General features: G+C 63.3%; 19 protein-coding genes. 11 read left to right on the top strand and 8 right to left on the bottom strand.

The features are described 5' to 3' along the window. Nucleotides 1-133 precede the first annotated feature (133 nt). From OX459_RS12075 to OX459_RS12055, 5 genes are all read left to right on the top strand, one after another. Complete coding sequence (locus OX459_RS12075) at nucleotides 134-355, top strand: hypothetical protein (RefSeq protein ID WP_289905198.1); 222 nt, start codon at nucleotides 134-136, stop codon at nucleotides 353-355. A 62-nt stretch (nucleotides 356-417) separates the two neighbouring features. After that, nucleotides 418-849, top strand: coding sequence for a hypothetical protein (locus tag OX459_RS12070; RefSeq protein ID WP_289905197.1), 432 nt, complete (start codon nucleotides 418-420; stop codon nucleotides 847-849). A gap of 121 nt (nucleotides 850-970) precedes the next feature. Next, nucleotides 971-2,302, top strand: coding sequence for a D-serine ammonia-lyase (locus OX459_RS12065; protein WP_289905196.1), 1,332 nt, complete (start codon nucleotides 971-973; stop codon nucleotides 2,300-2,302). Beyond that, nucleotides 2,302-3,237 (top strand): DNA-binding transcriptional regulator DsdC, encoded by a 936-nt coding sequence (dsdC, locus tag OX459_RS12060; RefSeq protein WP_289905195.1) that lies wholly within the window; start codon nucleotides 2,302-2,304, stop codon nucleotides 3,235-3,237. Before OX459_RS12065 ends, dsdC begins: the two co-directional genes overlap by 1 nt. A 43-nt stretch (nucleotides 3,238-3,280) precedes the next feature. Further along, the gene (locus tag OX459_RS12055) at nucleotides 3,281-4,093 is read left to right on the top strand and encodes a ferritin-like domain-containing protein (RefSeq protein WP_289905194.1); all 813 of its coding nucleotides are present in this window, start codon (nucleotides 3,281-3,283) and stop codon (nucleotides 4,091-4,093) included. 19 nt (nucleotides 4,094-4,112) lie between these two features. Here OX459_RS12055 and OX459_RS12050 read toward each other — a convergent pair whose 3' ends face one another. After that, entirely contained in the window at nucleotides 4,113-7,514 is a 3,402-nt protein-coding gene (locus OX459_RS12050; RefSeq protein ID WP_289905193.1) for a hypothetical protein, read from the bottom strand. Nucleotides 7,515-7,778: 264 nt separating this feature from the next. On the opposite strand from OX459_RS12050, the gene OX459_RS12045 reads away from it, so the two are divergent. Beyond that, complete coding sequence (locus OX459_RS12045) at nucleotides 7,779-8,009, top strand: hypothetical protein (protein WP_289905192.1); 231 nt, start codon at nucleotides 7,779-7,781, stop codon at nucleotides 8,007-8,009. Between the two features lie 5 nt (nucleotides 8,010-8,014). Here OX459_RS12045 and OX459_RS12040 read toward each other — a convergent pair whose 3' ends face one another. Beyond that, a complete protein-coding gene (locus tag OX459_RS12040) occupies nucleotides 8,015-9,064 on the bottom strand; it encodes a DNA topoisomerase IB (protein WP_289905191.1) in 1,050 nt (349 codons plus the stop codon). Nucleotides 9,065-9,156: 92 nt separating this feature from the next. On the opposite strand from OX459_RS12040, the gene OX459_RS12035 reads away from it, so the two are divergent. Further along, nucleotides 9,157-9,540 (top strand): DUF1232 domain-containing protein, encoded by a 384-nt coding sequence (locus OX459_RS12035; RefSeq protein ID WP_289905190.1) that lies wholly within the window; start codon nucleotides 9,157-9,159, stop codon nucleotides 9,538-9,540. Here OX459_RS12035 and OX459_RS12030 read toward each other — a convergent pair. The 3 genes from OX459_RS12030 to OX459_RS12020 form a co-directional block, all read right to left on the bottom strand. Further along, complete coding sequence (locus tag OX459_RS12030; RefSeq protein ID WP_251348961.1) at nucleotides 9,537-10,727, bottom strand: serine hydrolase domain-containing protein; 1,191 nt, start codon at nucleotides 10,725-10,727, stop codon at nucleotides 9,537-9,539. The genes OX459_RS12035 and OX459_RS12030 overlap by 4 nt on opposite strands. A 109-nt stretch (nucleotides 10,728-10,836) precedes the next feature. After that, nucleotides 10,837-12,132, bottom strand: coding sequence for a cation:proton antiporter (locus OX459_RS12025; RefSeq protein ID WP_289905189.1), 1,296 nt, complete (start codon nucleotides 12,130-12,132; stop codon nucleotides 10,837-10,839). Nucleotides 12,133-12,183: 51 nt separating this feature from the next. Further along, nucleotides 12,184-13,299, bottom strand: a complete 1,116-nt coding sequence (locus OX459_RS12020) for a mechanosensitive ion channel domain-containing protein (RefSeq protein WP_289905188.1) — start codon at nucleotides 13,297-13,299, stop codon at nucleotides 12,184-12,186. Between the two features lie 258 nt (nucleotides 13,300-13,557). On the opposite strand from OX459_RS12020, the gene OX459_RS12015 reads away from it, so the two are divergent. The 3 genes from OX459_RS12015 to OX459_RS12005 are packed head-to-tail and all read left to right on the top strand — an operon-like array spanning nucleotide 13,558 to nucleotide 18,419. After that, nucleotides 13,558-15,825, top strand: a complete 2,268-nt coding sequence (locus OX459_RS12015) for a trehalose-6-phosphate synthase (RefSeq protein WP_289905187.1) — start codon at nucleotides 13,558-13,560, stop codon at nucleotides 15,823-15,825. Further along, nucleotides 15,825-16,586, top strand: coding sequence for a trehalose-phosphatase (gene otsB / locus OX459_RS12010; protein ID WP_289905186.1), 762 nt, complete (start codon nucleotides 15,825-15,827; stop codon nucleotides 16,584-16,586). The genes OX459_RS12015 and otsB overlap by 1 nt, the downstream gene beginning before the upstream one ends. Nucleotides 16,587-16,589: 3 nt before the next feature. Beyond that, nucleotides 16,590-18,419 (top strand): glycoside hydrolase family 15 protein, encoded by a 1,830-nt coding sequence (locus OX459_RS12005; RefSeq protein ID WP_289905185.1) that lies wholly within the window; start codon nucleotides 16,590-16,592, stop codon nucleotides 18,417-18,419. 220 nt (nucleotides 18,420-18,639) lie between these two features. On the opposite strand, the gene OX459_RS12000 is transcribed toward OX459_RS12005, so the two are convergent. The 3 genes from OX459_RS12000 to OX459_RS11990 all read right to left on the bottom strand — a co-directional run bounded on the left by OX459_RS12000 (nucleotide 18,640) and on the right by OX459_RS11990 (nucleotide 21,620). After that, entirely contained in the window at nucleotides 18,640-19,728 is a 1,089-nt protein-coding gene (locus OX459_RS12000; protein ID WP_289905184.1) for an XRE family transcriptional regulator, read from the bottom strand. A 16-nt stretch (nucleotides 19,729-19,744) separates the two neighbouring features. Then, nucleotides 19,745-20,452, bottom strand: coding sequence for a hypothetical protein (locus tag OX459_RS11995; protein WP_289905183.1), 708 nt, complete (start codon nucleotides 20,450-20,452; stop codon nucleotides 19,745-19,747). Nucleotides 20,453-20,702: 250 nt separating this feature from the next. Then, nucleotides 20,703-21,620 (bottom strand): LysR family transcriptional regulator, encoded by a 918-nt coding sequence (locus OX459_RS11990; protein WP_289905182.1) that lies wholly within the window; start codon nucleotides 21,618-21,620, stop codon nucleotides 20,703-20,705. Nucleotides 21,621-21,739: 119 nt separating this feature from the next. On the opposite strand from OX459_RS11990, the gene mdcA reads away from it, so the two are divergent. Continuing rightward, entirely contained in the window at nucleotides 21,740-23,413 is a 1,674-nt protein-coding gene (mdcA, locus tag OX459_RS11985; RefSeq protein ID WP_289905181.1) for a malonate decarboxylase subunit alpha, read from the top strand. The last annotated feature ends 12 nt before the right edge of the window (nucleotides 23,414-23,425 follow it).

Genomic DNA, 23,425 nt, shown 5'->3' with positions numbered 1-23,425 from the left:
AATGTGTGCATGTTTCTTCTTGGTAATTTGTTATGCTGCATGGCGTCCGGTTTTCGGCGTTTGCCGCACAGGCGTGCGATGGCGAGGCTGGTTGCCATCGGTAGACAGGATGCTGGCTTACAAAAGGGTGTACATGATTGCATTTAAAGATTTCCGTTCGTCCACGTCGGGCAGTCCTCTCTCGGACGGCATGGACAGGTCGCTGGTGTTGGCCAATGAATGGCTGGCAAAAAACGGCGTTCGCCCTGTCAGCATCGAAACCCTTACGGAAACCAGGGGCACGGTATCGATATCCCAGGTCGAGCGGGGTCTGCGGGTGTGGTATGAAGTGGGCGCCGTGCCGCTAAAACCGTAAGAAGAGTGGTTTTCTCCTAGCCATCGTCGTGCTGCTACCCCCGTTCGTGCCATCGGAAACCTGTGAAATATCAAAAAATACTCGGCGAAGATGTCGCCGCCATCGTGCTGTCCCTGAGCGTTGTTGCATATGTAGCGTCCCTGTTTTTAACGGCAATCGTGGACTCCCACGAAGTCTTGCCGGGCGGGGGCGTGTTATTGCTCGGCTGGCTAGGGCCGCTGGCCGGCAGTTTTGCCTGGTTTGCCAATCCGCTGCTTATTTTTGCCATGTATTTTTCGAAAGAGAAGCCCAGTGCCGCGATGCTGGCCGTTTTTTTTGGCTTTGTGCTGGCATTGACCACCTTTGGCATTAAAGAAATTCCTAGTGATAATGGTTCTTACGCGGTGCTGGGATTCGGCGCCGGATGCTATCTGTGGCTGGCCTGTTTTCCAGCCGTGTTTATCGCATCGTTCTTGAACAGCAGAAAATCCAGGGCGCTTGCTCCTGGCAAATAGCCTTGTTTTTTCTGTTGCGGCATCACAGGTGATCTCCCGTCTCCTGTTGGCTGATCAAGCATCCTTTGCCAGCAGCGCCCGGATGCGGTCTAATCATGGCTTGTTCCTTCACGAGGTTGTCATGCTGCCCACTTCCGCCGTCGCCGCGCTGTGCGAAAAATTTCCCCTGATTACAGAACTGATGGCCTTGCAGCCCTTGAGCTGGTTCAATCCCCGCATTGCGCCGGCGGCCGAGGCCTTGCACGACGTGGGCTTGACGGCGGACGATGTGGCGGATGCCGGCGCGCGCCTGGCGCGCTTTGCGCCATATCTGGCCAAGGCGTTTCCGGAAACGCAGGCCAGCGGCGGCGTCATCGAGTCGCCCGTCGTGCCGCTGCCCGTCATGCAGGCGGCGCTGGGTTTGGCGTCAGGCATGACGAGCGGTCAGCTATGGCTCAAGCAGGATAGCCATCTGCCCATTTCCGGTTCCATCAAGGCGCGCGGCGGCATCTATGAAGTGCTGAAGCACGCGGAAACGCTGGCGCTCGACGCCGGCTTGCTGAAGGAGGGCGACGATTACAGCGTGCTGGCCAGCGACGCCGTGCGCGCCTTCTTTGGCCAGTATGCGATCGCCGTCGGCTCCACGGGCAATCTGGGCTTGTCGATCGGCATCATGAGCGCGCGACTGGGCTTTCGCGCCACCGTGCACATGTCGGCCGACGCGCGGCAATGGAAGAAGGACAAGCTGCGCAGCCACGGCGTCACCGTCGTCGAATACGCAACCGACTACAGCGTGGCCGTGGAAGCGGGGCGCAGGCAGGCGGAGAACGACCCGACCTGCCACTTCGTCGACGATGAAAACTCGCATGACCTGTTTCTCGGCTACGCGGTGGCGGGCCAGCGTCTGAAAGCCCAGTTCGCCGCAAGCGGCGTCGCGGTCGATGCGCAGCACCCCCTGTTCGTGTACTTGCCGTGCGGCGTGGGCGGCGGCCCCGGCGGCGTGGCCTTCGGCTTGAAACTGGCCTTCGGCGATGCCGTCCACTGCGTCTTCGTCGAGCCGACCCACTCGCCGTGCATGCTGCTGGGCGTGCACACGGGCTTGCACGAGGGAATCAGCGTGCAGGAAATCGGTATCGACAATGTCACGGCCGCCGATGGCCTGGCCGTGGGACGCCCGTCCGGTTTCGTCGGACGCGCCATGCAGCGGCTGATCGACGGCTACGCCACCGTCACGGATGAAGAACTGTACCGTTTGCTGGCGACGCTTGAGCAAACGCAAGGCTTGCGTTTGGAACCGTCCGCCGTGGCCGGTTTCGCCGGCATCCGGCCCGTCCTGGCCGCGCCGCAATACCAGCAGCACCTGGAAACGGCCACGCATCTGGTGTGGGGCACGGGCGGCAGCATGGTGCCGGAGCAGGAGATGGCCGCCTACGTGGCGCGCGGCCGCGCCTTGCTGGCGGCCGGAGCCGCTTGATGCCGGCCGGCGCGCCGATCAGGGCCACGCTTGGGGCCACGCTCACGGCCAGCCAGTTCGCCAACCTGCACACCTTTCTCGTGGCGGCGCGCCATGCCAGTTTCGCGCTGGCGGCGCAGGAACTGGCGCTCACGCCCAGCGCCGTCAGCCACCGTATCGCGCGGCTGGAAGCGGGGCTGGGGCTGCGCTTGTTCGAACGCCTGACGCGCCAGGTCAGGCTGACGCAAGACGGCGAGCGCATCTTCGCGGCCCTGCAAACGGGCTGGGACAGCCTGCATGCGGCCCTTGCCGGCAGCGATGCGCTGGCGGGCAGCGTCACCGTGCATGCGCGCCCGTCGGTCGCGCAATGCTGGCTGGTGCCGCGCCTGGCGGGCTTCGCTGCGCAGTATCCGGATGTGTCGATTGACTTGCGTGTGGGCAATGACGCCGTCGACTTTCGCGCCGGCCAGGTGGACCTGGCCTTGCACTATGGCGATGGCCACTTTCCCGGCCTCGTGTCGCGCAAGCTGATGGATGAATGGCTGGCGCCCGTCTGCAGCCCGCAGTATGCGCGCGACCACGGCTTGCTCGATGCTCCACACAACTTGCCTGGCGCGACGGTGCTGCACGATACCCTGGCCTGGCCCGCCTGCGCGCCCGATGCCGAGTGGCGGTTGTGGCTGGACGGGCAGGCGCCGGAGGTGACCTTGCCCGCGCGCAGCCTGCGCTTCGACCGCGCCGACCTGTGCGCGCAGGCGGCCATCCACCACGCGGGCGTGGCCATGGGCCGGCGCCAGCTGGTGCAGCCGTGGCTGGTCAGCGGCCAGCTGGTCTTGCCGTTCGGCGGATTCAACTTGGCCAGCCCGCAGGCGTATTACCTCGTGCACGCCGCGCGCACAGCGCTGCCGGCCAGAGTGCAGGCGCTGTCCGACTGGCTCGTGGGGCAGGCAATTTGATACACTGCGCGCCTTACCAAGCAACGCGCCAGAAAGCAGCCCCATGCAACCATCTCCCTTGACCTCCACCGCGCCAGCGGAATTGCGCACGTTTGCGCTGGCCTGCCTGCTCGAACCCGACCCGGCGACGAAGGTGGCGATGGTGGCGGCCATGGCCGCAGCCGAGCTGGCGCTGGACGTCAAGGCGCCGCTGGCGCCATCCGGCGCCGTGCCGGGCCGGCCCGCGCGTCCGGAGCTGGTGCCGCCGCGCCTGGTGGGACGGCGCTCGATGATCACGCCGGAAGGACGCGCCATGCTCGTCCACGCGCTGGCGCACATCGAATTCAATGCGATGAACCTGGCGCTCGACGCCCTGTGGCGCTTCCCGGACCTGCCCGCTGAATACTATACGGACTGGTTGCGCGTGGCGAAGGAGGAAGCGACGCATTTCGCCATGCTGCAGGCGCACCTGCAGGTGCTGGGCCACACGTATGGCGACTTTCCCGGCCACGACAGCCTGTGGGAAATGGTCGACAAGACGCGCGGCGACGTGCTGGCGCGCATGGCGCTGGTACCGCGCACCCTGGAAGCGCGGGGCCTGGACGCGATTCCGCCGCTGCGCGCCAAGCTGGCGCAGGCGGGCGACCTGGCCGCCGCCGCCATCCTCGACATCATCTTGCGCGATGAAGTGGGGCACGTCGAGATCGGCAACCGCTGGTACGGCTACCTGTGCGATCAGCGGGGGCTGGAACTGCGCGCCACCTATGCCGAGCTGGCGCTGCGCTACGAAGCGCCCACCCTGCGCGGCCCGTTCAATCTGGAAGCGCGGCGCCGGGCGGGGTTTTCGGAGCTGGAACTGTCCGACTTGCCTGCCTGACGCCGTCGCGGCATTCCCTTCACGGATGGGCCGTCATGCTCAGATGCCAGTGGTGCAAGTGGGACGGGTCGATGCTCACCTTGAGGGGTTTGGTCCACACCGGCACGCCCGGTATCCGCGCGTGCGGCGGGCTGGCGAAACAGCCGTCGATGAGGGCCAGCTTGATGAAGCGGTGGCCGATGTAGACGACGCGCGTGCTGGCGGCGCCCGCTTCCAGGGTCAGCATGGCCCGGTTGGCCGTGATCCACGCGCCCAGCCTGGCCAGTTTCGGCTTTTTCGGCAAGCCGGCCGCCACTTCCGCTTCCGCATCGTTGATCAGCTGCAGAATGGCGGCGCCATTGCCCAGGCCGCCCAGCTCGTCCGAATAGCCGCCCGCGCCATCCGCGTAGCGCATGTCGATCTGCTGGCCATCGCTGTGGCCGTCGTGGTCGAGGATGGAGCGGCCTGACGCCTCCTGCGTCACGTGCTGGCCGCTGATATCGTTGAAACGGTAGGGTTTTCCCGCCAGCCAGGCGATGGTCAGGCGCGTGGCCCACGAGTCGCCGCCGTCATCGCGCGGCCCGTAGCGCCGCTTCGCCAGCGCCGCTTCGTTGTGGGCAAGATACAGCGGGATGAACGCCGTGTCGCCCTTGAGCTCCACCTGCCCCCCTTCCGCGGGGTCCGACACGGCGTTGGCATTGCCAACGCGTCCCTTCAGGCGGACGGTGAGCACGGCTTTCCTGTCGATTTTCGGCCCCGGAAAGTCGGGCAGCTTCAGGCGCGGGAAGGTGATCCTGTCCTTGCCGCGGATGTTGGCCTGGTCGAGCAGATTGACCGTGCTGAAGGCCGGGTTGGCGCCGTCGGCCGACATGCCGATATTCACCTCGGTCAAGTTGACCCGCTCCGGCGAATAGCGCACTTCCAGTGAGATGGTATGCCGGTCGGGCGTGTTCTGCGGCACGGACACGTAGGGTCCGGGGAGGTTGTGCGTGAGATTGCGCGGCTGCAGTACGGGATGCAGGTCCGCATTGATGGGGAACAAGCGCGCCCGCGTGATCTTCAAGCCCTTGCAGGCCAGGCTCAGTTCCACCGTGGTGAGCGTGGCCAGCAGGCTGTCGCCGATATTCGTGGCGCTGACGGCGCCCGTGATGACGAGCGGCCCCGCCTTGGTTTGCTGGCTGACATCCACGCATTCCGTCCTGACGGTGGTGCCTTGCGTGAAATGCGACTGGTTGACGGCGCCCATGCTTGCCAGGTCGACGCCCGGCAAGCCGACCACGACGTAGGACCAGGTGTCGTTGTACTGGCTTTGCTGGGTCGTGTAGGTGGGATATTCCGCCGTCCTGACGGTGATTTTCACGCCCACGTCCTGCGTGCCTTTCGGTACCGTGTAGCTGAAGGGACGCACGACGGTCTGGTTTTGCGGGCCGGCCGTGGCGGTGAAGGACTGCGTGCCGTCCTCGTCCTCATCCTGCGGCGTGGCCTGCGCCGCTTGCCGCACCGGCGGCGCGGCGCCATCCTGCGTCACGGCTGCGGCGGTCCATGGCGCCGTCGCCGCCTGCAAGCCGGGGCCGGCGGCATACGGGTAGGTGATGTTGACGTTGACGATGGTGCTGGTGGGGAAGATGGCCGTGCTGATGCCGACGACATTCGGATGGTCGAGGTCGTTCAGGGTCAGCTGGTAGGTGTCGGGAATGACGCCGTCGAAATGGAAGGCGCCCGCCGCGTCGATCACGGCCACGCGGCGCAGGTGGAAGTTATAGCCAGTGAGCAAGATTTTCTTGCCGGCCAGGCCGCTGGCGTTGCCGCCTGCCGGCGTGCGCATCTGGCCCTGCAGCACGGTGGCGGCCTTGATGACGGTGAGCGCGTATGACACGGCAAATTCGCCATCCTGCGTGACAAAATTCAGGTGCAGCTGCAGCGCGCCGGCCGGCAGCACGTTCAGCAGTTGCTGCATGGCCGTGGCGCTGATGCTGAAGCTGCCCGTGTCCGCATGAAAGACCCAGTAGGAATGGATGGCCACGGTGGCGCCGCCTTGCGCCGCCAGGAAGCCGCCGCTGTCGTTGCGCAGGTTCATCGGCGCCACGCCCTCGAGGCGGAAGGAGAGGCCGCCGGGCTGCAGCGTATTGTTCGGCCCCAGGCCGCCGATGGCCAGCTTCGGCGGCGCGGGCGGCAGCGAACCGTTCTCGAGCGGCTCGACATACACTTGCAGGGCGGTCGGCAGCTCGCTCTGGATCAGCAGGTCGAGGGTGGTGACGATGTTGCCCTTGGTGACAAAAAACTGCGCGTGCTGGTCTTCGCCCGTGTCGCCCGGGGTGGAAAAGCGCAGGCTGCCATCTTTCAGCAGCACGTCCGTCACGGCGCCGCTGGCCGCGACCTTGTCGGCGCCGGCGGGAAAGCCCAGTTCGGCCAGCGGCAGGCTGACCACCTGCGCCGGGCGCACGGGGTCGAGCGCCACGCTGGCGCCGGACGTGATGTTCCACGCCAGGCCGCCAAGCTCGAACGGACGGATGCGGTCGATGCGCAGGGTGATGGTGTCGTCGGGAGTGACCGTCGCGCCCGCGTCCATGCCGCCGGCCAGGACGCTGTCGTCCACGATGCCGGCGCCGGCGGGCACGCTGGCGAGGACGGCGCGCACGTTGCTTGCCGCTTCGCTGCCATTGTTGCGGATGCTGATGCGGAACGTGTATTCGTAGATGCGGCGGTTGATGCGCTGCTCGCCCACCTTGTGCAATGCCGTCACCGTGAAGGGGCCGGCAGCCAGGCCGGCGTCCGCGCTGGCCGCCTGGGGCGCGGCCGTGTCCGGCCCCAGCGTATCCGCATCCGGGGCCAGCATGACTTTCGGCGTGGGCGGCTGCGTGGGATCGTTCGAACCGCCGCAGGCGCACAGGCTCAGGGTCAGCAATGGGGCCAGCACGGCGGCGGCCAGCTGCCGGCGCCGCAGGCACAGCACGGCCAGCACGCCGGCCAGCAGCAGCCAATATGTGGAGGGCAGGGCGATGGCGGCCGGCTGCGTGCTGCCGGAGTCGAGTTCGATGAAGGAAACGGGGTCGAGGATGGAAAACGGCTGGGCGCCGGGGCTGCCCGCGCCCAGGTAGTCGAAGGTGACGGAAAAGCCCGTGGCCGTGGCGCCGGGATTGATGCCGCCGGCCAGCGCCAGCGCGTCGAGGTAGCCGCTGGCGGGGATGGCGGGATCGGGCTGCACCAGCAGCAAGTCCCAGCCGGGCGCCGTGGAGACCTTGTGCAGGTTGGCGTACTCGCCCACGTTGAAGAACAAGGTGAATTCCCCGATGGGCACGCCCAGGGTGGTATTGCTGACGGTATAGTCGTAGCGCCACTGCGTGCCGCCCAGCGCGGTTGCCGTGTAGCCGATGCGGGTGGCGTGCGCGGCGGACATGGCGCACAGCAGCAGCACTAGCAGCGCCTGTTTGATAAAACCCATGATCGTTCCCCCGTTGACTGGCGCCAAGCGTGCCCAGGCAAGAGGTCAAGCAGGAAGCGTTCCCGTACAAAATGTGCTGTAAAAACAAGGGCTTGGTTGAGGCGGGGTGGCGCCGGTGTCAAATCCGCCGACACGGGTTTTTATGACTGAGCCTGTCAGCGCTGTCCTACTTATCTTGTCGAAACTGTCTGATTGTATGCCTTGCGGAAACACGCGATGATGATGTTCATGCTGCAACAGCCAACCAGTCCGACGGAGTATGCGATGCAAAAGCCAGTCCAGTCCATCCACGTGAACAAGCCGTTCCTGCTGATCTGCCTGTTTACTTTCTCGACCCTGGCGGCCACCTTGATGAATACGGACGAGGCGCGGACGGACGATGCCGCCCCGGCGCCCGTGGCGCGCGATGCAGGCCACGGCGCCTTGCCCGTCTGCCGCAGCGACGCCCTCACACTGTCGGCCAAGTGCCAGCCCCAGCCGGCCCGCCAGGCTTGATGGGGTCAAGCCTGCAGGCGCTGCTGCAGCAAGGCCAGCACGGCCGCTTCTTCCGGCGCCAGCGCCGGCAAGTCTTCCTGTAATTGCTGCCGCGCCCGCGCGCGCATGCCTTCCCATAAGCTGCCATCCAGATACGATTCCAGCACGGCCGGGTGCACATAGCACTTGCGGCAGATCGTCGGCGTGTTGCCCAGTTTTTTTGCCACCGACTCGATCGCTTGCACGATGTTTTTCTTCGCTTGCGCCTCGGAATCGACCTGCTCGAACGCCTGCAGGGCCAGCGCGGCCAGGAGGGTGCCGGACCAGGTGCGGAAATCCTTGGCCGTGTAGTCTTCGTCCGTCACTTCGCGCAGGTAATCGTTGACGTCGCCCGAATCGACGCCATGGCGCGCGCCATCCTCATCGACATATTGAAACAGTTCCTGCCCCGGCAGCTCGCGCATGCGCTGCAGCACCCTGGCCAGGCGCCGGTCGCTCAGGCGGATATCGTGGCGCACGCCGCTCTTGCCCTTGAAGCGGAAGGCCACGGCGTTGCCGTCGAGCTGCACGTGGCGCGTGCGCAAGGTGGTCAGGCCGAATGATTTATTGGTGCGCGCATATTCTTCGTTGCCGATGCGCATCATCGTCAATTCCAGCAAGTGCACGATGGTGGCCAGTACTTTTTCACGGGGCAGGCCGGGCAGCTGCATGCCGCGCGCGACGGCGGCGCGGATGGCGGGCAAGGCGCGGCCAAAACTGAGCATGCGCTCGTACTTCACTTCATCGCGTACCTGGCGCCAGCGCGCATGGTAGCGGTACTGCTTGCGGCCCCGCGCATCGCGCCCCGTCGCCTGCAGGTGGCCAGTCGCGTACGGGCAGATCCACACATCCGTCCAGGCGGGCGGTATGGCCAGTGCCTTGATGCGCGTCAAGGCGGCGGCATCGCGCAGGAACTGGCCATCCCCGTCGCGGTAGCGGAACTTGCCGGGCTTGCCCAGGCGGGCGATGCCGCGCTGGTGGTCGCCCGTGTAGCGCAGGCCGGCGGCGCGGGCCGTGGTGGTGGCGGATATTTCCATGACGATAGCTTACCTTGCATGCCGCGCGCCCGGCGCGCCGTTATGCTAAGGTGCGCATTCGTAACGCCGTGCGCGGCAGACAGGAGCAGCAGATGTTTGGCAGAAAAAGGAATCTGGAAGAAGACCACGCCCCCCAGGCCGACAAGCAGTATGAAAAGAAATACACGGATGACAGCTTCTGGGACAAGGTCGTCAAGTTCGCCAAGACGGCGGGGCGCGAAGTCATCGAGAAAGCCCTGTGGCTGTATTACGCGGCGCAGCAGCCGAACACCCCGCTGTGGGCCAAGACGGCCATCTATGGCGCGCTCGGCTATTTCATTTCGCCCATCGATGCGATTCCCGACATCACGCCCGTCGTCGGCTATGCGGATGACCTGGCCGTGCTGGCGGCGGCCGTCGCCACGGTCGCCACCTACATCACGGCCGACGTCAAGGAACGGGCCGCCGAGAAACTGCGCGGCTGGTTCGGCGCCTAGGCTTTCTTTGCCGCCGGCGCGCCGCTGCCCCCATGGGCCAGCAGGCGCAGCACGACTTCTTTCTGGAATGAACGAAACTCCTTGTCCGCGCTGACGTTGGCGAAGGCCAGCACGGCCGTCTTGCTGGCGCGGTCGACGCAGACGACGGACGCGGCGCCCGGGTCGCCGCCGCTGTGCGTGGCCAGCGGCTTGCCGTCGACGTCGCGCAGCAGCCACACCAGCGCCTGGCGCACGGATGAATCGGCGGGCACGACGGGGGCCGCTTGCGGGGCGAAAAACAGTTGCAGGGTGGCATCTTGCAGGTAGCGGTGGCCATCGACCCGGCCGCCATTGCTGAAAATGGCCAGGAAACGGGCGAAGTCATGCGCCGAGCTGCGCAGCAGGCCGGCCGGCCAGTCCGGATAGCCGACGGGCGGCAGCACTTGCAGGCCCGGCTCCTTGTGCACATACGGCTGGGCGACGACGGCGCGCCGCGGCAAGCCGGCCAGGCTCCACGCCGTATGGTCCATGCCCAGCGGTTCGAACAGGTGCTCGTGCGTAAAGGCGTCGAGGCCATCGGGGTTCACGCGGCCCACCAGATAGCCGAGCAGGGCGATGCCGACATTGCTGTAGCGCCATTCCGTGCCGGGCCGTGCCGCAAACGACACATCCGCGTCGTACCAGGCGCCGCCGCGCGACAGATAGCCCTTGACGAAGTCGCGCAGCGGTAATCGCGGGTCGCCCTGCACGGCAAACGCCGTCGTTTTTTCGTACACGGCGTCGGAAATGCCCGAGGTGTGGTTGAGCAGATGGCGAAAGGTGATGGGCACGTCGGGAAACTTCGGGTGCATGAGCGGGAAGTCCAGGTAGGCCGCCACCTTGTCGTCCAGCTGGAAGGCGCCCTGTTCCAGCAGCATCATGACGGCCGCGGCCGTGACAAGCTTGCTGACGGACGCGACATGGAAAACCGTGTTGGCATCGGCCTTCTTGCCGGCCTGGATGTCGGCCCAGCCATAGCCGCGCGCGAAAATGGTCTGTTCGCCGCGCACCACGGCCACGCCCATGCCCGGCGTTTCCGTGCGGGCCAGTCCATCGCGCATGAAGCCGTCAAATTCCGTTTCCCACGCCAGCCTGGCCGGATCGGTGGCGCAGCCCGTTTGCAGCAGGGCCAGTGAGACGCCCAGTCCCAGCACGCTTCGTCGTTTCATTGATTCTCTCTTTTGCCATTTTTAATTATCTTAACAACATTTCCGCCCAGCATAGGGGCGATTGACAAAACATTGCTTTGAACCAATGACAAAGTTGGCCGACTGGTGCCTATTTGCGCCAGTAGCGTTCCAGCAGGGGCTTGACCGTCAAGCCGTGCGCGACGATGGACAGGATGACGACGACCAGGGTGATGTCGGCCAGTTCGCGCGCCAGGCCGCGCGGCAAGCCATGCGCGATGGCATAGCTGAGGTAGTACAGCGAGCCGATGCCGCGCACGCCGAACCAGGCGGCCAGCCCGCGCAGGCGCACGCTGGTGCCCGAAGCGAGCAAGCCGAGCATCACGCTGGCCGGGCGCGCCACCAGCAGCAGGAACAGCGCCACGCTCCACGCCTGCCAGCGCCAGGCGGCGGCCGTGACGGCGCCGCCCAGCAACAGTACCAGGGTCAGTTCGGACAGGCGTTCCAGGTGTTCCTTGAAGACGAGCGATTCGCCGCTGACCGTCAGCGTCACCTCGCCGTCGTGCGCCCTGGCGGCGGACGCGGCGTGGGTTTCCCCCGCTTGCAGCAAGCCTTGCCGGTCTTTCGGCGCGCCGGCCAGCCGCAGTTCCGTCTGGCGCAGGGCCACGCCGGCAAAGAACACGGCCAGAAAGCCCCACGCGTGCAGCCAGGTCGCCACGCCGTACACGCAGGCGATCAAGCCCAGGGCCGCCAGGTCGTCCAGCATGGCGTGTTTCGGTTCCTTGGCGCGCACCTGCCAGGCCAGCCAGGCCAGCAGCGCGCCGCCGGCCGCGCCCAGGGCGATGGCGCCCGCGCTGGCCCAGACCAGATCGCGCCACAGCCAGGTGGCGCCATGGGGACCCAGTTCATGCAAGCCCAGCAAACCGAGGCCCAGCATGACGAAAGGAAAGCCGCTGCCATCGTTCATGCCCGCTTCGCTGGTCAGGATGAAGCGCAATTGCTCGCTGTCGCCCGCATGGCGCAGCTGCACGTCCGTGGCCAGCACGGGGTCGGTGGGCGCGAGGATGGCGCCCAGCAGCACGCCCGCACCCAGGGGCAGGCCCAGCACCAGGCATGCAAAGGCCGCCACCAGGGCCACGGAAATGGACATCGACAGCCACGCCAGGCGCAGCGACGGCAGCCAGCGCGCCAGGCTGAAGGGCACGGGCATCTTCACGCCGGCGGAAAACAGGGAGATGAGGACGGCGATTTCCGTCAGGGTTTCCAGCAGGGGCGCCTGCCGCACCAGGTCGAAGGCAAACAGGCCGAGAAACATGGGCCCCAGCAGCAGGCCCACGCCCAGATAAGCGATGGCCGAGGTCAAGGGCAGGCGCGCAATGCGGTCGGCGCCCAGGCCGCGCGCCAGCATCAGGCAGCCGATCAGGATGAACCAGGCGGTGGTGCTCATGCGGCCCATTGTAGCGGCGCGCCGGCAAGGGCAGCGCGCCGCACGGTTTCTTTACACCTTGTACAGCGACACGCTGTCGTTCTGCGCCTGCATGGCGTGCACCTCGACGGGGTCGTGCGTGGAGCGCAAACGGGGCAGGCCGTGCGGATAGCGGGCCGTGATAAATGCCAGCATCTGCTCGCGCACGATGCAGCGCAGCTCGAAAGCCAGGCCCGAATCTGCCGCACTGACGAGGAAGCGCACGCGCACGGCCCGTTCGTTCGAATCCGTCGCCTGCACGGTGCAGACGCGGCCATCCCATTGCGCGGCCGACTCGCAGATGCGCGTGAGCTCCGCGCGCAGCGGGTCGAGCGGGATGCTGAAATCGAGCCACAGGAACACCGTGCCCAGCAGGGTGGACGAGCTGTGCGTCCAGTTCTCGAACGGATTTTCAATGAACCACTGCAGCGGCACGATCAGGCGGCGCTCGTCCCACACGCGCACGACGACATACGTGCCCTTGATTTCCTCGACCTTGCCCCATTCGCCATTGACGATCAGCACGTCATCGATGCGGATCGGTTGCGAAAATGCAATTTGCAGCCCAGCAATGAAGTTGCCGAGCACGGGACGGGCGGCGATACCGGCCACCAGGCCCGCCACGCCGGCCGACGCGAGCAGGCTGGCGCCGATCTGCCGCGCGCCGGGCAAGGTCAGCAGCACGAAGGCCAGGCCCAGGATGACGACGATGGCGTGCGCGCTGCGCGTGAGCACGCGGGCTTGCGTGATCAGGCGGCGCGCGCGCAGGTTGTCGGCCACGTCGACGGGGTTGACTTCGGAAATCGTGATGGACAGGGCCTGGATGCATTGCATGGCCAGCCAGGTCAGCGCGATGATCAGCGCCACGCTGGCGAGATGCGACATGGCCAGCAAGCCCGGCGTGTCGTCGGGCGCGCCGGCCAGCACCATGCGCAGGCCGAAGACGATCACGCACAGCTGGCTGGCGCGAAAGGCCACGCGCGTGGCGTTGGTGGTGAACGGGCGGCCATTGGCCAGCCTTTTCAGTAAACCAATGCCGGCCCGGTGCACGCCGATGGCGACCACCGTGACGAGCAGGGCGGAAACGAGCACGGTCAGCGCCGAGCGCAGCGGGCCTCCCATCAGCGAGTGGAACGTGCTGAGATCCATAGGCGAAAACTCCTTGTTTTTAGTGAAATGGATGTCGGAAGCGGTATTTTACGGGCAGATGGCGTAACGGGGGCGTGCGTTGCCGTACGGATAAGACCTGCGTCAAGGTGGATACTGGAAGAAATTGCTGCGCTGCGCCATGCCACGTTGACGTTTCGCTACGGAAAGCAAACGGGCGTCGCCGCAGTGGAAACATAGTCATACTTGCCATGCTTTTTGTTTTTGCAAAGGAAAACGATGATAGTACGATCACTCCGAATGTCCTTGCGCTTCATCCTGCCACTGGCTCTGGTGCTGGGATTGTTTGCTTATATCGTGGTACCCCTGCTCGACAACATCACCCTGCGCTGGTATGTGCGCGACCTCGACAGCCGGGCAGAATTGCTCGCTGGAACCCTCCGGCCCTCGCTCACCGAATACCTGCCCGCGCAGGACGCCACGCGCGTCAAAGAACTGTTCCAGGGCGCCACGCGCGACGAACGCCTGATCGCCATCGGCTTTTGCGACAATGCAGGCCACTTGCTGTACCAGTCCGCGCAATACCCAACTTCCATCGGCTGCTGGAGCACGCCTCCCACGGGTGGCCTGTACAAATCCCTCGCGCAATTGCCGCAGGGCCAGGTCCACCTCAGCGAAACCCCCGTCATGCAGGATGCGTCCCAGCTGGGACGGCTGGTGCTGGTGCAGGACATGAGCTTTGTCGAGCGCCGCAATACGGATACCAAGCGTTTCATCTTTGCCTTCCTGGCCGTGCTGGCCGTGCTGATTTCCCTGATGACCGTGTTCGTGGCCCACCTGAGCTGGCGCGGCTGGCTGTTGGCCGTGAAGGATATTTTACGGGGTGAATTATTACCGAAAAGTAATGGTGCCGTGGCCGCCGCCGCACCCGCCGCCGCGCCCGCGCCGCCGCCGGAAATGCAGCCGCTGATCGGCGACTTGCGCGAATTGCTGCAGGAATACCATCTGGAACGCCAGAGCGATAACGGCTGGTCGTCCGACTGGACGCCGGACAAGCTGCGCGCCTTGCTGGAAGCGGACTTGCAGGGCGACCAGGTGCTGGTGGTATCGAACCGCGAACCGTACATCCACACGAAAACAGATACCGGCATCGCCGTCCAACGTCCCGCCAGCGGCCTGGTGACGGCCGTGGAAGCCGTGATGCGCGCCTGTTCCGGCACGTGGATCGCGCATGGCGCCGGATCCGCCGACCGCGAGACGGTGGATAAACTCGACCATGTTCCCGTGCCGCCCGACAATCCCAGCTATACCTTGCGCCGCGTATGGCTGACGGAAGAGGAAGAGCAGGGCTATTATTATGGTTTCGCCAATGAGGGCATGTGGCCGCTGTGCCATATCGCCCATGTGCGCCCCGTGTTCCGCTCGTCCGACTGGGAGCAGTATGTGAAGGTCAACCGCCGCTTCGCCGACGCCGTGATCGCCGAAGCGAAGACGGACAACCCCGTCGTGCTGGTGCAGGATTACCACTTCGCCTTGCTGCCGCGCATGGTGCGCGAAGCCTTGCCGAAGGCGACGATCATCACGTTCTGGCATATCCCCTGGCCGAATTCCGAATCGTTCGGCATTTGCCCATGGCGCGAAGAAATCCTCGACGGCTTGCTTGGCAGCACCATCCTCGGCTTCCATACGCCATTCCACCGCAAGAATTTCCTCGAAACGGTGGACCGCTACCTGGAAACCCGCATCGAGCCGGAAGCGTCGACCATTTCCTACGGCGGCGAAATGACGCAGGTCGAGGATTACCCGATTTCCATCGCCTGGCCCGAGGACGACCCGGCGCAGCCCGACGTGGCCACCTGCCGCGCACAGATCCGCAGCGAGCTGGGCGTGGCCCAAGACCACTTGCTGGGCATCGGCGTGGACCGCCTCGATTACACGAAAGGCATCGTCGAGCGCTTCCAGGCCGTCGAGCGCATGCTGGAACAGCAGCCTGGCATGGTGGGCAATTTTACCTTTGTGCAAATCGCCGCCCCCAGCCGCGCTTCGCTCGATGAATATCAGAGTTTTGACGCCAGGGTGCGCAAGATGGTCGAACGCATCAACCGCCGTTTCGGCAGCGGAGATTATGTGCCCATCCTGCTGAAAGCGGAGCACCACGGCCAGGACGACTTGCAGCGCTATTTCCGCGCCTCGGAAGTGTGCATGGTGACAAGCTTGCATGACGGCATGAATCTGGTGGCCAAGGAATTCATCGCCGCGCGCGACGACGAACTGGGCGTACTTGTTTTAAGTCAATTCACGGGCGCCGCGCGCGAGCTGCACGAAGCGCTGATCATCAATCCTTATCACATCGAGCAGGGCGCGGACGCCCTGTACCGTGCCCTCGTGATGCCGCCCGTGGAACAGCGCGAGCGCATGAAGAGTATGCGGGCCCGTGTGAAACATTTCAATGTGTACCGCTGGGCCGGGCGCATGCTGCTGGATGCGGCCCGCTTGCGCCAGCGCGACAAGGTCATGACCAAGATCGACGCCCACAGCCGCATCAAGCGGCGCAAGGGGATGATTTGATGGCCGATATACCTGACGATAGCGCAGCCTTGCTGCAGTTGCTGGGTACGCCCGGCACAGGCGTTTTCCTCGACTTCGACGGCACCCTGGTCGACCTGGCGCCCACGCCCGACGGCGTGCGCCTGGAAGCGGGCGTCATTGAGGCGCTGGCGCTGCTGGCCGAACGCCACGGCGGCGCGTTGGCCGTCATTTCCGGGCGTCCCGTGGCGCAGATCGACGCCATGCTGGCGCCCCTGGTGTTGCCGGTGGCGGGCGTGCATGGCGTGGAGCGGCGCGGCGCCGATGGCACGTTCAGCGTGGCGGCCACGCCCGACGTGTCGCCCGTGCTGGCGCGCGCGCAGGCGCTGGCGGCGACGTACCCCGGCTTGCTGGTGGAACGCAAGCGGGGCGCCGTGGCCCTGCATTACCGGCTGGCGCCGGAACTCGAGCAACTGTGCACGCAAGAAATGACGGCGGGCGTGCAAGCGTGCCCAGGGGTATTGCTATTGCATGGCAAAATGGTCCTGGAAGCCAAGCCGTCCGCCACGGACAAGGGCGGCGCCATCGCCGCCTTCATGCAGGAAACCCCGTTCGCCGGCCGCAGGCCCGTGTTCGCGGGCGACGACACCACCGATGAGGCAGGCTTTGTCTTTGTTCAACAAGCAGGCGGGCAGGGCGTGAAAGTGGGCAGCGGCCCCAGCGCCGCCACCCTGCGCCTGGCCAGCCCGCGCGCCTTGCGCGCCGCGCTGCTGGCCGCGTCCGTATCCCCTTTCAAGGAGTAGCCGATGACCATATCCCATGAACAAGCTGATGACACCCCCGGCGGCGCGCCCGCGCCAGCGTCCCTCAACTGCGGCGTGGTGGGCAATTGCGCCTTCAGCGCCCTGATCGACCAGGCGGGGCAGGTCGTCTGGTCGTGCCTGCCCCGTTTCGACGGCGATCCCGTCTTCAACCGCTTGCTGGACGACACTGAAAACGGCAGCGTGTGGGCCATCGACATCGAAAACTTCGCCCGCAGCGAACAAGTCTACGAGCCGAATACGGCCGTGCTGCGCACTCGGCTGTACGATACGCAGGGGCGCGGCGTGGAAATCACGGATTTCGCCCCCCGATTCCTCAGCCGCGACCGCATGTTCCGCCCGCTGATGCTGATCCGCCGCGTCCGGCCGCTCGACCACGCCGTGCGCATCCGCGTGCGCCTGCGCCCCCGCTACGACTGGGGCAAGCTGGCGCCGCAGATCACGCAGGGCAGCCACCACATCCGCTACGTGGGGCCGGAACAGACCTTGCGCCTGAACACCGATGTGTCGCTCAACTATGTACTGAGCGAAACGTATTTCGTGCTGGGCGGCACGGCCAACTTCCTTCTCGGTCCCGATGAAACCCTGGCCGGCGGCATCGACGAGACGGCGCGCATTTTTGAGAAGGAAACCATCAACTATTGGCGCACCTACACGCGCCGCCTGGCCGTGCCGCTGGAATGGCAGGACGTGGTCATCCGCGCCGCCATCACATTAAAACTGTCTTTATATGAAGACACGGGCGCCATCATCGCCGCCATGACCACCAGCATTCCGGAAGCGCCCGGCAGCAGCCGCAACTGGGATTACCGCTATTGCTGGCTGCGCGACGCCTTCTTCGTCGTGCGCGCATTGAACAGCCTGTCGGAAGTGGGCACCATGGAGGAATACCTGCGCTGGCTGACGAATATCGTCGCCCGCTCGAAAGGCGGCCACATCCAGCCCCTGTACGGCATCGGCCTGGAAGAGCAGTTGCCCGAATCCATGCTCGACCACTTGCCCGGCTATAGGGGCAACGGCCCCGTGCGCGTGGGTAACCAGGCGCAGGAACACTTCCAGCACGACGTCTACGGCAACATCGTGCTGGGCGCCGCGCAAGCCTTCCTCGACCACCGATTGTTCCACCGGGCGGGAAAAGCCGAGTTTGCCGCGCTGGAAGCCGTGGGCGACCAGGCGTTCCGCCTGCACGCGGAGCCGGACGCGGGCATGTGGGAACTGCGCACGCGGGCGAGGGTCCACACCTCGTCCATGCTGATGAGCTGGGCGGCCTGCGACCGCCTGGCCAAGGTCGCGCACAAGCTGGGGCTGGACGACCGGGCCGACCACTGGAACAGCCGCGCCGTGCTGATCCGCGAGAGATTACTGCGCGAAGCGTGGAGCGAAGAGCGCCTAGCCTTCGCGGAAAGCCTGGGCGGACGCGACCTGGATGCTTCCGTCCTGCTGATGGCGGAAGTCAACTTCATCGACCCCATGGACCCCCGTTTCATCGCGACAGTCGATGCGCTGGAAGCGTCGCTGTGCGACGGCCCCTACATGCGCCGCTACGAAGCGCCCGACGACTTCGGCAAACCGGAAACGGCCTTCAACATCTGCACCTTCTGGCGCATCGACGCCCTGGCGCGCATCGGCAGGAAGGACGAAGCCCGCAAAATCTTCGAAACAATGTTGATGGCGCGCAACCACCTTGGCCTGCTGTCGGAAGATACGCATCCCGTGACGGGCGAAATGTGGGGCAATTTCCCGCAGACTTACTCGATGGTGGGCTTGATTAACTGCGCGGTGAGGTTGTCGGCGCCGTGGGATAGCGCTATTTAACTGTGCTATTCCAGCTTAATTATTCTAATTGAGTTTGATTTAATTTTTTCCTTGAAGTCCGCTGAAAGCGGGCTTTTCTCATACAGCGTTTGATCGATATTTTTAATGCCTTTATCACGCGGATTTTGTATTGCAAGGTGTAATCTAAAATAAAATTCCACTTTGAATTTTTCAGTTATATGAGAAGGTGTCTGTGGAGGTAAGTCACCTTCGAGTAGGCTTAGAGTAAGACGCGACGACTATCCGGAGCAGCCATTGCGGTGTTGGGAGATACAGTGGATAAGGTAAGCCCAAAAGTTAAATTATCAATATCTTCCTGCATGATGCACAGATCTTTCGCCAGCATGCTGCGTGTGATCTTTTCTGCCCGAAGTGCATCGAAAATTTTTCGTAAAACTTGAGAGGATTCATGACGCATCGGTCTTGGCTCTGAGGTGCGATAGCCATTTTTTGCCATTTGAATGCAAAGATTGCGATATGACCACTCAGTAAATAGGCCTAAATGATTCATTCGATATGCAAGAGCCGCTAACGAGACCCCCCATATATGTTTTATCTGCATCAATTTGTCTAGCGTCAAAACTCCAGAACCTCTTGCGAGTACATTCGCTCTCGGCATTAGGAATGCCGAGGCAAATGCATTCGCCTCACGTTCCATCTCCGGGTTATGATCCTCTCCGTGCAACATGCTATGTCGGTCGCGGACTAAGTGACCTAGCTCATGAGCAGCATCAAATCGGCTATGTTCGGCAGACTTGAACGTGTTGAGAAAGACAAAAGGATGTTCCCGGTGCCACACGCTAAATGCATCTACCTCTTTAGCTTCAATCGCTAATGAATAGACCCGAATTCCTTTTGCTTCTAGTAGATGAATAAGGTTGCCGATCGGAGTCTCTCCCAAGCCCCAAACACGACGTAAGGTTGCTGCTGCGTCTTCAGGGGATAGGTCACTTAGGTCAGGTAAGTTGGCCTGTGGAAGGCGAAATCGTTCTTCTATCCAATCGTTGAGTAAAAATGCCATTACACCAGCACCTAGAGCGGTGTTTCTTAGTGCTGCGGACATTTTTGACATTGACCGGAAACTGACTGTGTCCGGTTCAATAACGGGCAGGTCGTCTCCTGAAAAAAATTCTACTGGGAAATGGAGAAGCGAACTAATCGCTGCAAGTTTCTCCGGTTCTGGTGTGTATTCGCTCAATTCATATCCTTGTATCGAGCGCACTTGCAGACCTAATTCCTTGGCAAGGCGAGCCTTCGTAAATCCGCGTCGTGTACGAGCGAACGTTAGCCTTGATGGGTTAAAAAACATTATACCTCTAAATTATTTATGTTCCAGTGCGTCGTTCAATGGGTACATCAATCGGTCCAGTGGGACTGTCATTTTGAATAAAAGCTTCACCGTCAGGTAGAATGGAAGAGAGAATAATTCTCTCTTTCCAATTTATAATTTTTTTTCTTTCAAATTCCGAAGGCAATGAGAGTTCAGCTCTAATTTCAGCTTTCCCATTTGAGCCAGTACTGACGTGATAAAGTAAAACCCACAGTTGTGTAGCTTCTTTCGAATTGGCAAGCCTTGTAGATGCCAAATCTGCGTTAAAAAGAGTCAATTGTTTGTAGTTGTTGGCTACGGCTTGTTTAAGAACAGCCCCTTTTTCTGCTTGATTTGTGGGATATCCGCCGATGGAGCCAGTATCTGAATCACCTGTCATTACTACAATTGCAATTTTTCGATTGGGGTCGACAATAAACGGACAATTACGCGTGTTCTCAGGTTTCCAACCGCGCTCAACTAGTAAAGAGCGAATAGCGTACACAGCAGCGTGCCAATGATATGAACCAGCGGCTGTGGTCGAGTGTAACTCTGTCGCTTCAATTCGCGCTCGGTAGCCATGTTCGCTGACTTCTCGTAACAACGCTTCATTCAGGCTTGCGCTCAGTTCAGAGAGGCGACTAGAGACCAATGTGGGCTCCCAGACTACCTTGCACACAAATTGATTGGGCATCGGGGGAATACCAGGCAGTTCTTGTAACAAGGAAGCCTCCACAGGTAAATTTACTTCCGATAATCTTACCACGGAATGAGGTTGATAAACCGGAAGTTGGCGCTCGATTAGACTATAAGCATTTTTCGTCTGCACGGTGGCGTGGTAACGACGAGAACTCTCCTTCGTAGGCTCGAACACGGATCGTAAGGGCTACTGGCAACTTTTATGGCTACTGATACTCTGAAAAGCGTTCATAAAGCAGAAATCTATTAAGCACTCGAGAGCCTGCTGAACAGAATCATTCGCTGCGCTCGCCACGCCCATACAACCTGCACTCCGCCGCCAGCGCCAGCAAGTTCGGGTCGCGCTCGCGGCTGCTCAGCATCAGCAGGGTGATTTGCTGGTGCGAGCCGTAGCGGGCGTCCAGGGGCAGCAGTTCGATGCGCGAGCTGAAGGCGCGCACGCGGCCGGGCAGCAGGCTGTAGCCGATGCCGCCGCTTACCAGGTTGATCAGCGAGAAGATGTCGCCCACGCGCATGGCCGTGTCGGGCACGAAGCCCGCCAGCTCGAATGCATGGTTGAAGCTTTGCGAGGTGACGAAACCCTCGTTGAGCGTGACGAATTTGTCGTCGCGCAATTGCTGCAAGTCCACGGAAGCGGCCCCCGCATAGGGCGAGGCCAGCGGCGCGGCCAGGAAGATGTCGTCCTGGAACAGGGGCACGGCCACCAAACCCGCATGCTGTTCGTCTTCCTGGACGCCGACGATGATGGCGTCCAGCCTGCCATCGGCCAGGCTTTGCAGCAGGTCGCGGTTCGAGCCCAGGGTCAGGTCGATGTCCAGGCCCGGCCTGCGCAGCTTCAGGGCGATTACCAGTTGCGGGATGCAGTGCAGAGTCAATGAATACAGCGAACCGATCTTCAGGCGCACGGGGTTGATGCCCGACATTTCGCGCACCTTGCGCACGCCTTCCTCGCACTCGGCCAGCGCGCGCCGCGCCGATTCGGCAAAGGTGTAGGCCGCATGCAACGGGATCAGGCTGCGGCCCTCGCGCTTGAACAGGGGGCAGCGCAAGCCGTCTTCCAACGAGTGCATGGCGCGGTGCACGCTGACGGTGCTCTGGCCCAGCGCATCGGCCACCCGCGCCAGGTTGTTCAATTCCATAAAGCTGAGAAACACTTCCAGCTTCTTCAAGGTGATTTCTTCATTGATGGCCATGGCTAGCCTCTTTTATGGCAGTTCATTAACTTCAGAGTAATGAACATGGTAGCAGGTTGATTGTCGCGGTGACGCTTTCGTTCTATCGTCGGGGTTCGATAGCTCATTCCGGAGGCATGATGTCAACCGCCACAGCAGCGCCAGCGCAGCGGCAAAAACAATGGGACACGCGGCGCACGGAGAAGCACCGCCGCCTGGAAGCCGTGCGCCAGTACGCGAGCGGCCCCGTGCTGCAACAGGGCGACATGGTCGCCGTGCTCGAAGCGCTGCTTGCGCCGGGCGACCGCGTCGTTCTTGAAGGCAATAACCAGAAACAGGCCGACTTCCTCGCCCGCATGTTGACCCAGGTCAACCCCGACAAGATCCACCATCTGCACCTGATCATGCCCAGCGTCAGCCTGCCCGAGCACCTGGACTTGTTCGAGCGGGGCATCGCCCGCAAGCTCGATTTTTCGTTTGCCGGCACGCAAAGCCTGCGCATCGCGCAATTCCTGCAGGATGGCTTGCTGGAAGTGGGCGCCATCCACACGTATATCGAGCTGTATGCGCGCCTGTTCGTCGACCTGACGCCCAACGTCGTCATGGTGGCCGGCTACATGGCCGACCGCCAGGGCAATCTGTACACGGGCCCCAGCACCGAGGACACGCCCACCCTGGTCGAATCGGCCGCCTTCCGCGACGGCATCGTCATCGCCCAGGTGAATCAGATCGTCGACGACGTGAGCGACTTGCCGCGGGTCGACGTGCCCGGCTCGTGGATCGATTTCGTCGTGCAGTCCGATAAACCGTTCTTCATCGAGCCCTTGTTTACCCGCGACCCGCGCGTCATCAAGCCCGTGCACGTGCTGATGGCCATGATGGCGATCCGCGGCGTGTATGAAAAACACCAGGTGCAGTCGCTCAATCACGGCATCGGTTTCAATACGGCCGCCATCGAACTGATTTTGCCCACCTACGGCGAGCAGCTGGGCTTGAAGGGCAAGATTTGCCGCAACTGGGTGCTCAACCCGCATCCGACCCTGATTCCCGCCATCGAGACGGGCTGGGTCGAGAGCGTGCACTGCTTCGGCGCGGAGCTGGGCATGGAAGGCTATGCGGCCGCGCGGCCCGACGTGTTCTTCACGGGGCGCGACGGTTCCATGCGCTCGAACCGCGCCCTGTGCCAGCTGGCGGGCCAGTATGCGGTCGACCTGTTCATCGGCGCCACCCTGCAGATGGATGGCCTGGGCAATTCGTCCACCGTCACCAACGGCCGCCTGGCCGGTTTCGGCGGCGCGCCCAACATGGGCCACGATCCGCACGGCCGGCGCCACCCGACGCCCGCCTGGCTGGACCTGATCGAGACGGACGACCCTCTTGCGCGCGGCAAGAAGCTGGTGGTGCAGATGGTCGAAACCTTCCAGGACGGCGGCCAGCCGACCATCGTCGAATCGCTCGACGCCGTGGCCGTGGGCCAGGCCAGCGGCATGCCGCTGGCGCCCGTGATGATCTACGGCGACGACGTCACCCACGTGCTGACGGAAGAGGGCATCGCCTACCTGTACAAGGCCCGTTCGCTCGACGAACGCAAGGCCATGCTGGCGGCCGTGGCCGGCGTCACGCCCATCGGCCTGCGTCACGACCCGAAGACGACGGCGAAACTGCGCGCCGACGGCCTGATCGCGCTGCCCGAGGATATCGGCGTGCAGCGGGGAGCGGCCAGCCGCTCGCTGCTGGCCGCGAAAAGCATCGCCGACCTGGTCGAATGGTCCGACGGACTGTATCAACCACCCGCCAAATTCAGGAGCTGGTAATGATGACAATGA

The organism is Janthinobacterium sp. SUN026, assembly GCF_030397625.1.
Lineage (GTDB): Bacteria > Pseudomonadota > Gammaproteobacteria > Burkholderiales > Burkholderiaceae_D > Janthinobacterium > Janthinobacterium kumbetense.
This window is presented reverse-complemented; position numbering and strand designations above follow the sequence as displayed.

Excerpts from the sequence above, each read along its gene's own strand:
- OX459_RS12020 (WP_289905188.1), bottom strand. The coding sequence starts at position 13,299 with ATGGATCTCAGCACGTTCCACTCGCTGATGGGAGGCCCGCTGCGCTCG.
- OX459_RS12065 (WP_289905196.1), top strand. The coding sequence starts at position 971 with ATGCTGCCCACTTCCGCCGTCGCCGCGCTGTGCGAAAAATTTCCCCTG.
- OX459_RS12030 (WP_251348961.1), bottom strand. The coding sequence starts at position 10,727 with ATGAAACGACGAAGCGTGCTGGGACTGGGCGTCTCACTGGCCCTGCTG.
- OX459_RS12000 (WP_289905184.1), bottom strand. The coding sequence starts at position 19,728 with ATGTTTTTTAACCCATCAAGGCTAACGTTCGCTCGTACACGACGCGGA.
- OX459_RS12045 (WP_289905192.1), top strand. The coding sequence starts at position 7,779 with ATGCAAAAGCCAGTCCAGTCCATCCACGTGAACAAGCCGTTCCTGCTG.
- OX459_RS12055 (WP_289905194.1), top strand. The coding sequence starts at position 3,281 with ATGCAACCATCTCCCTTGACCTCCACCGCGCCAGCGGAATTGCGCACG.
- OX459_RS12005 (WP_289905185.1), top strand. The coding sequence starts at position 16,590 with ATGACCATATCCCATGAACAAGCTGATGACACCCCCGGCGGCGCGCCC.
- otsB (WP_289905186.1), top strand. The coding sequence starts at position 15,825 with ATGGCCGATATACCTGACGATAGCGCAGCCTTGCTGCAGTTGCTGGGT.
- OX459_RS12050 (WP_289905193.1), bottom strand. The coding sequence starts at position 7,514 with ATGGGTTTTATCAAACAGGCGCTGCTAGTGCTGCTGCTGTGCGCCATG.
- OX459_RS12075 (WP_289905198.1), top strand. The coding sequence starts at position 134 with ATGATTGCATTTAAAGATTTCCGTTCGTCCACGTCGGGCAGTCCTCTC.
- OX459_RS12025 (WP_289905189.1), bottom strand. The coding sequence starts at position 12,132 with ATGAGCACCACCGCCTGGTTCATCCTGATCGGCTGCCTGATGCTGGCG.
- OX459_RS12040 (WP_289905191.1), bottom strand. The coding sequence starts at position 9,064 with ATGGAAATATCCGCCACCACCACGGCCCGCGCCGCCGGCCTGCGCTAC.
- dsdC (WP_289905195.1), top strand. The coding sequence starts at position 2,302 with ATGCCGGCCGGCGCGCCGATCAGGGCCACGCTTGGGGCCACGCTCACG.
- mdcA (WP_289905181.1), top strand. The coding sequence starts at position 21,740 with ATGTCAACCGCCACAGCAGCGCCAGCGCAGCGGCAAAAACAATGGGAC.
- OX459_RS12015 (WP_289905187.1), top strand. The coding sequence starts at position 13,558 with ATGTCCTTGCGCTTCATCCTGCCACTGGCTCTGGTGCTGGGATTGTTT.
- OX459_RS11990 (WP_289905182.1), bottom strand. The coding sequence starts at position 21,620 with ATGGCCATCAATGAAGAAATCACCTTGAAGAAGCTGGAAGTGTTTCTC.
- OX459_RS12035 (WP_289905190.1), top strand. The coding sequence starts at position 9,157 with ATGTTTGGCAGAAAAAGGAATCTGGAAGAAGACCACGCCCCCCAGGCC.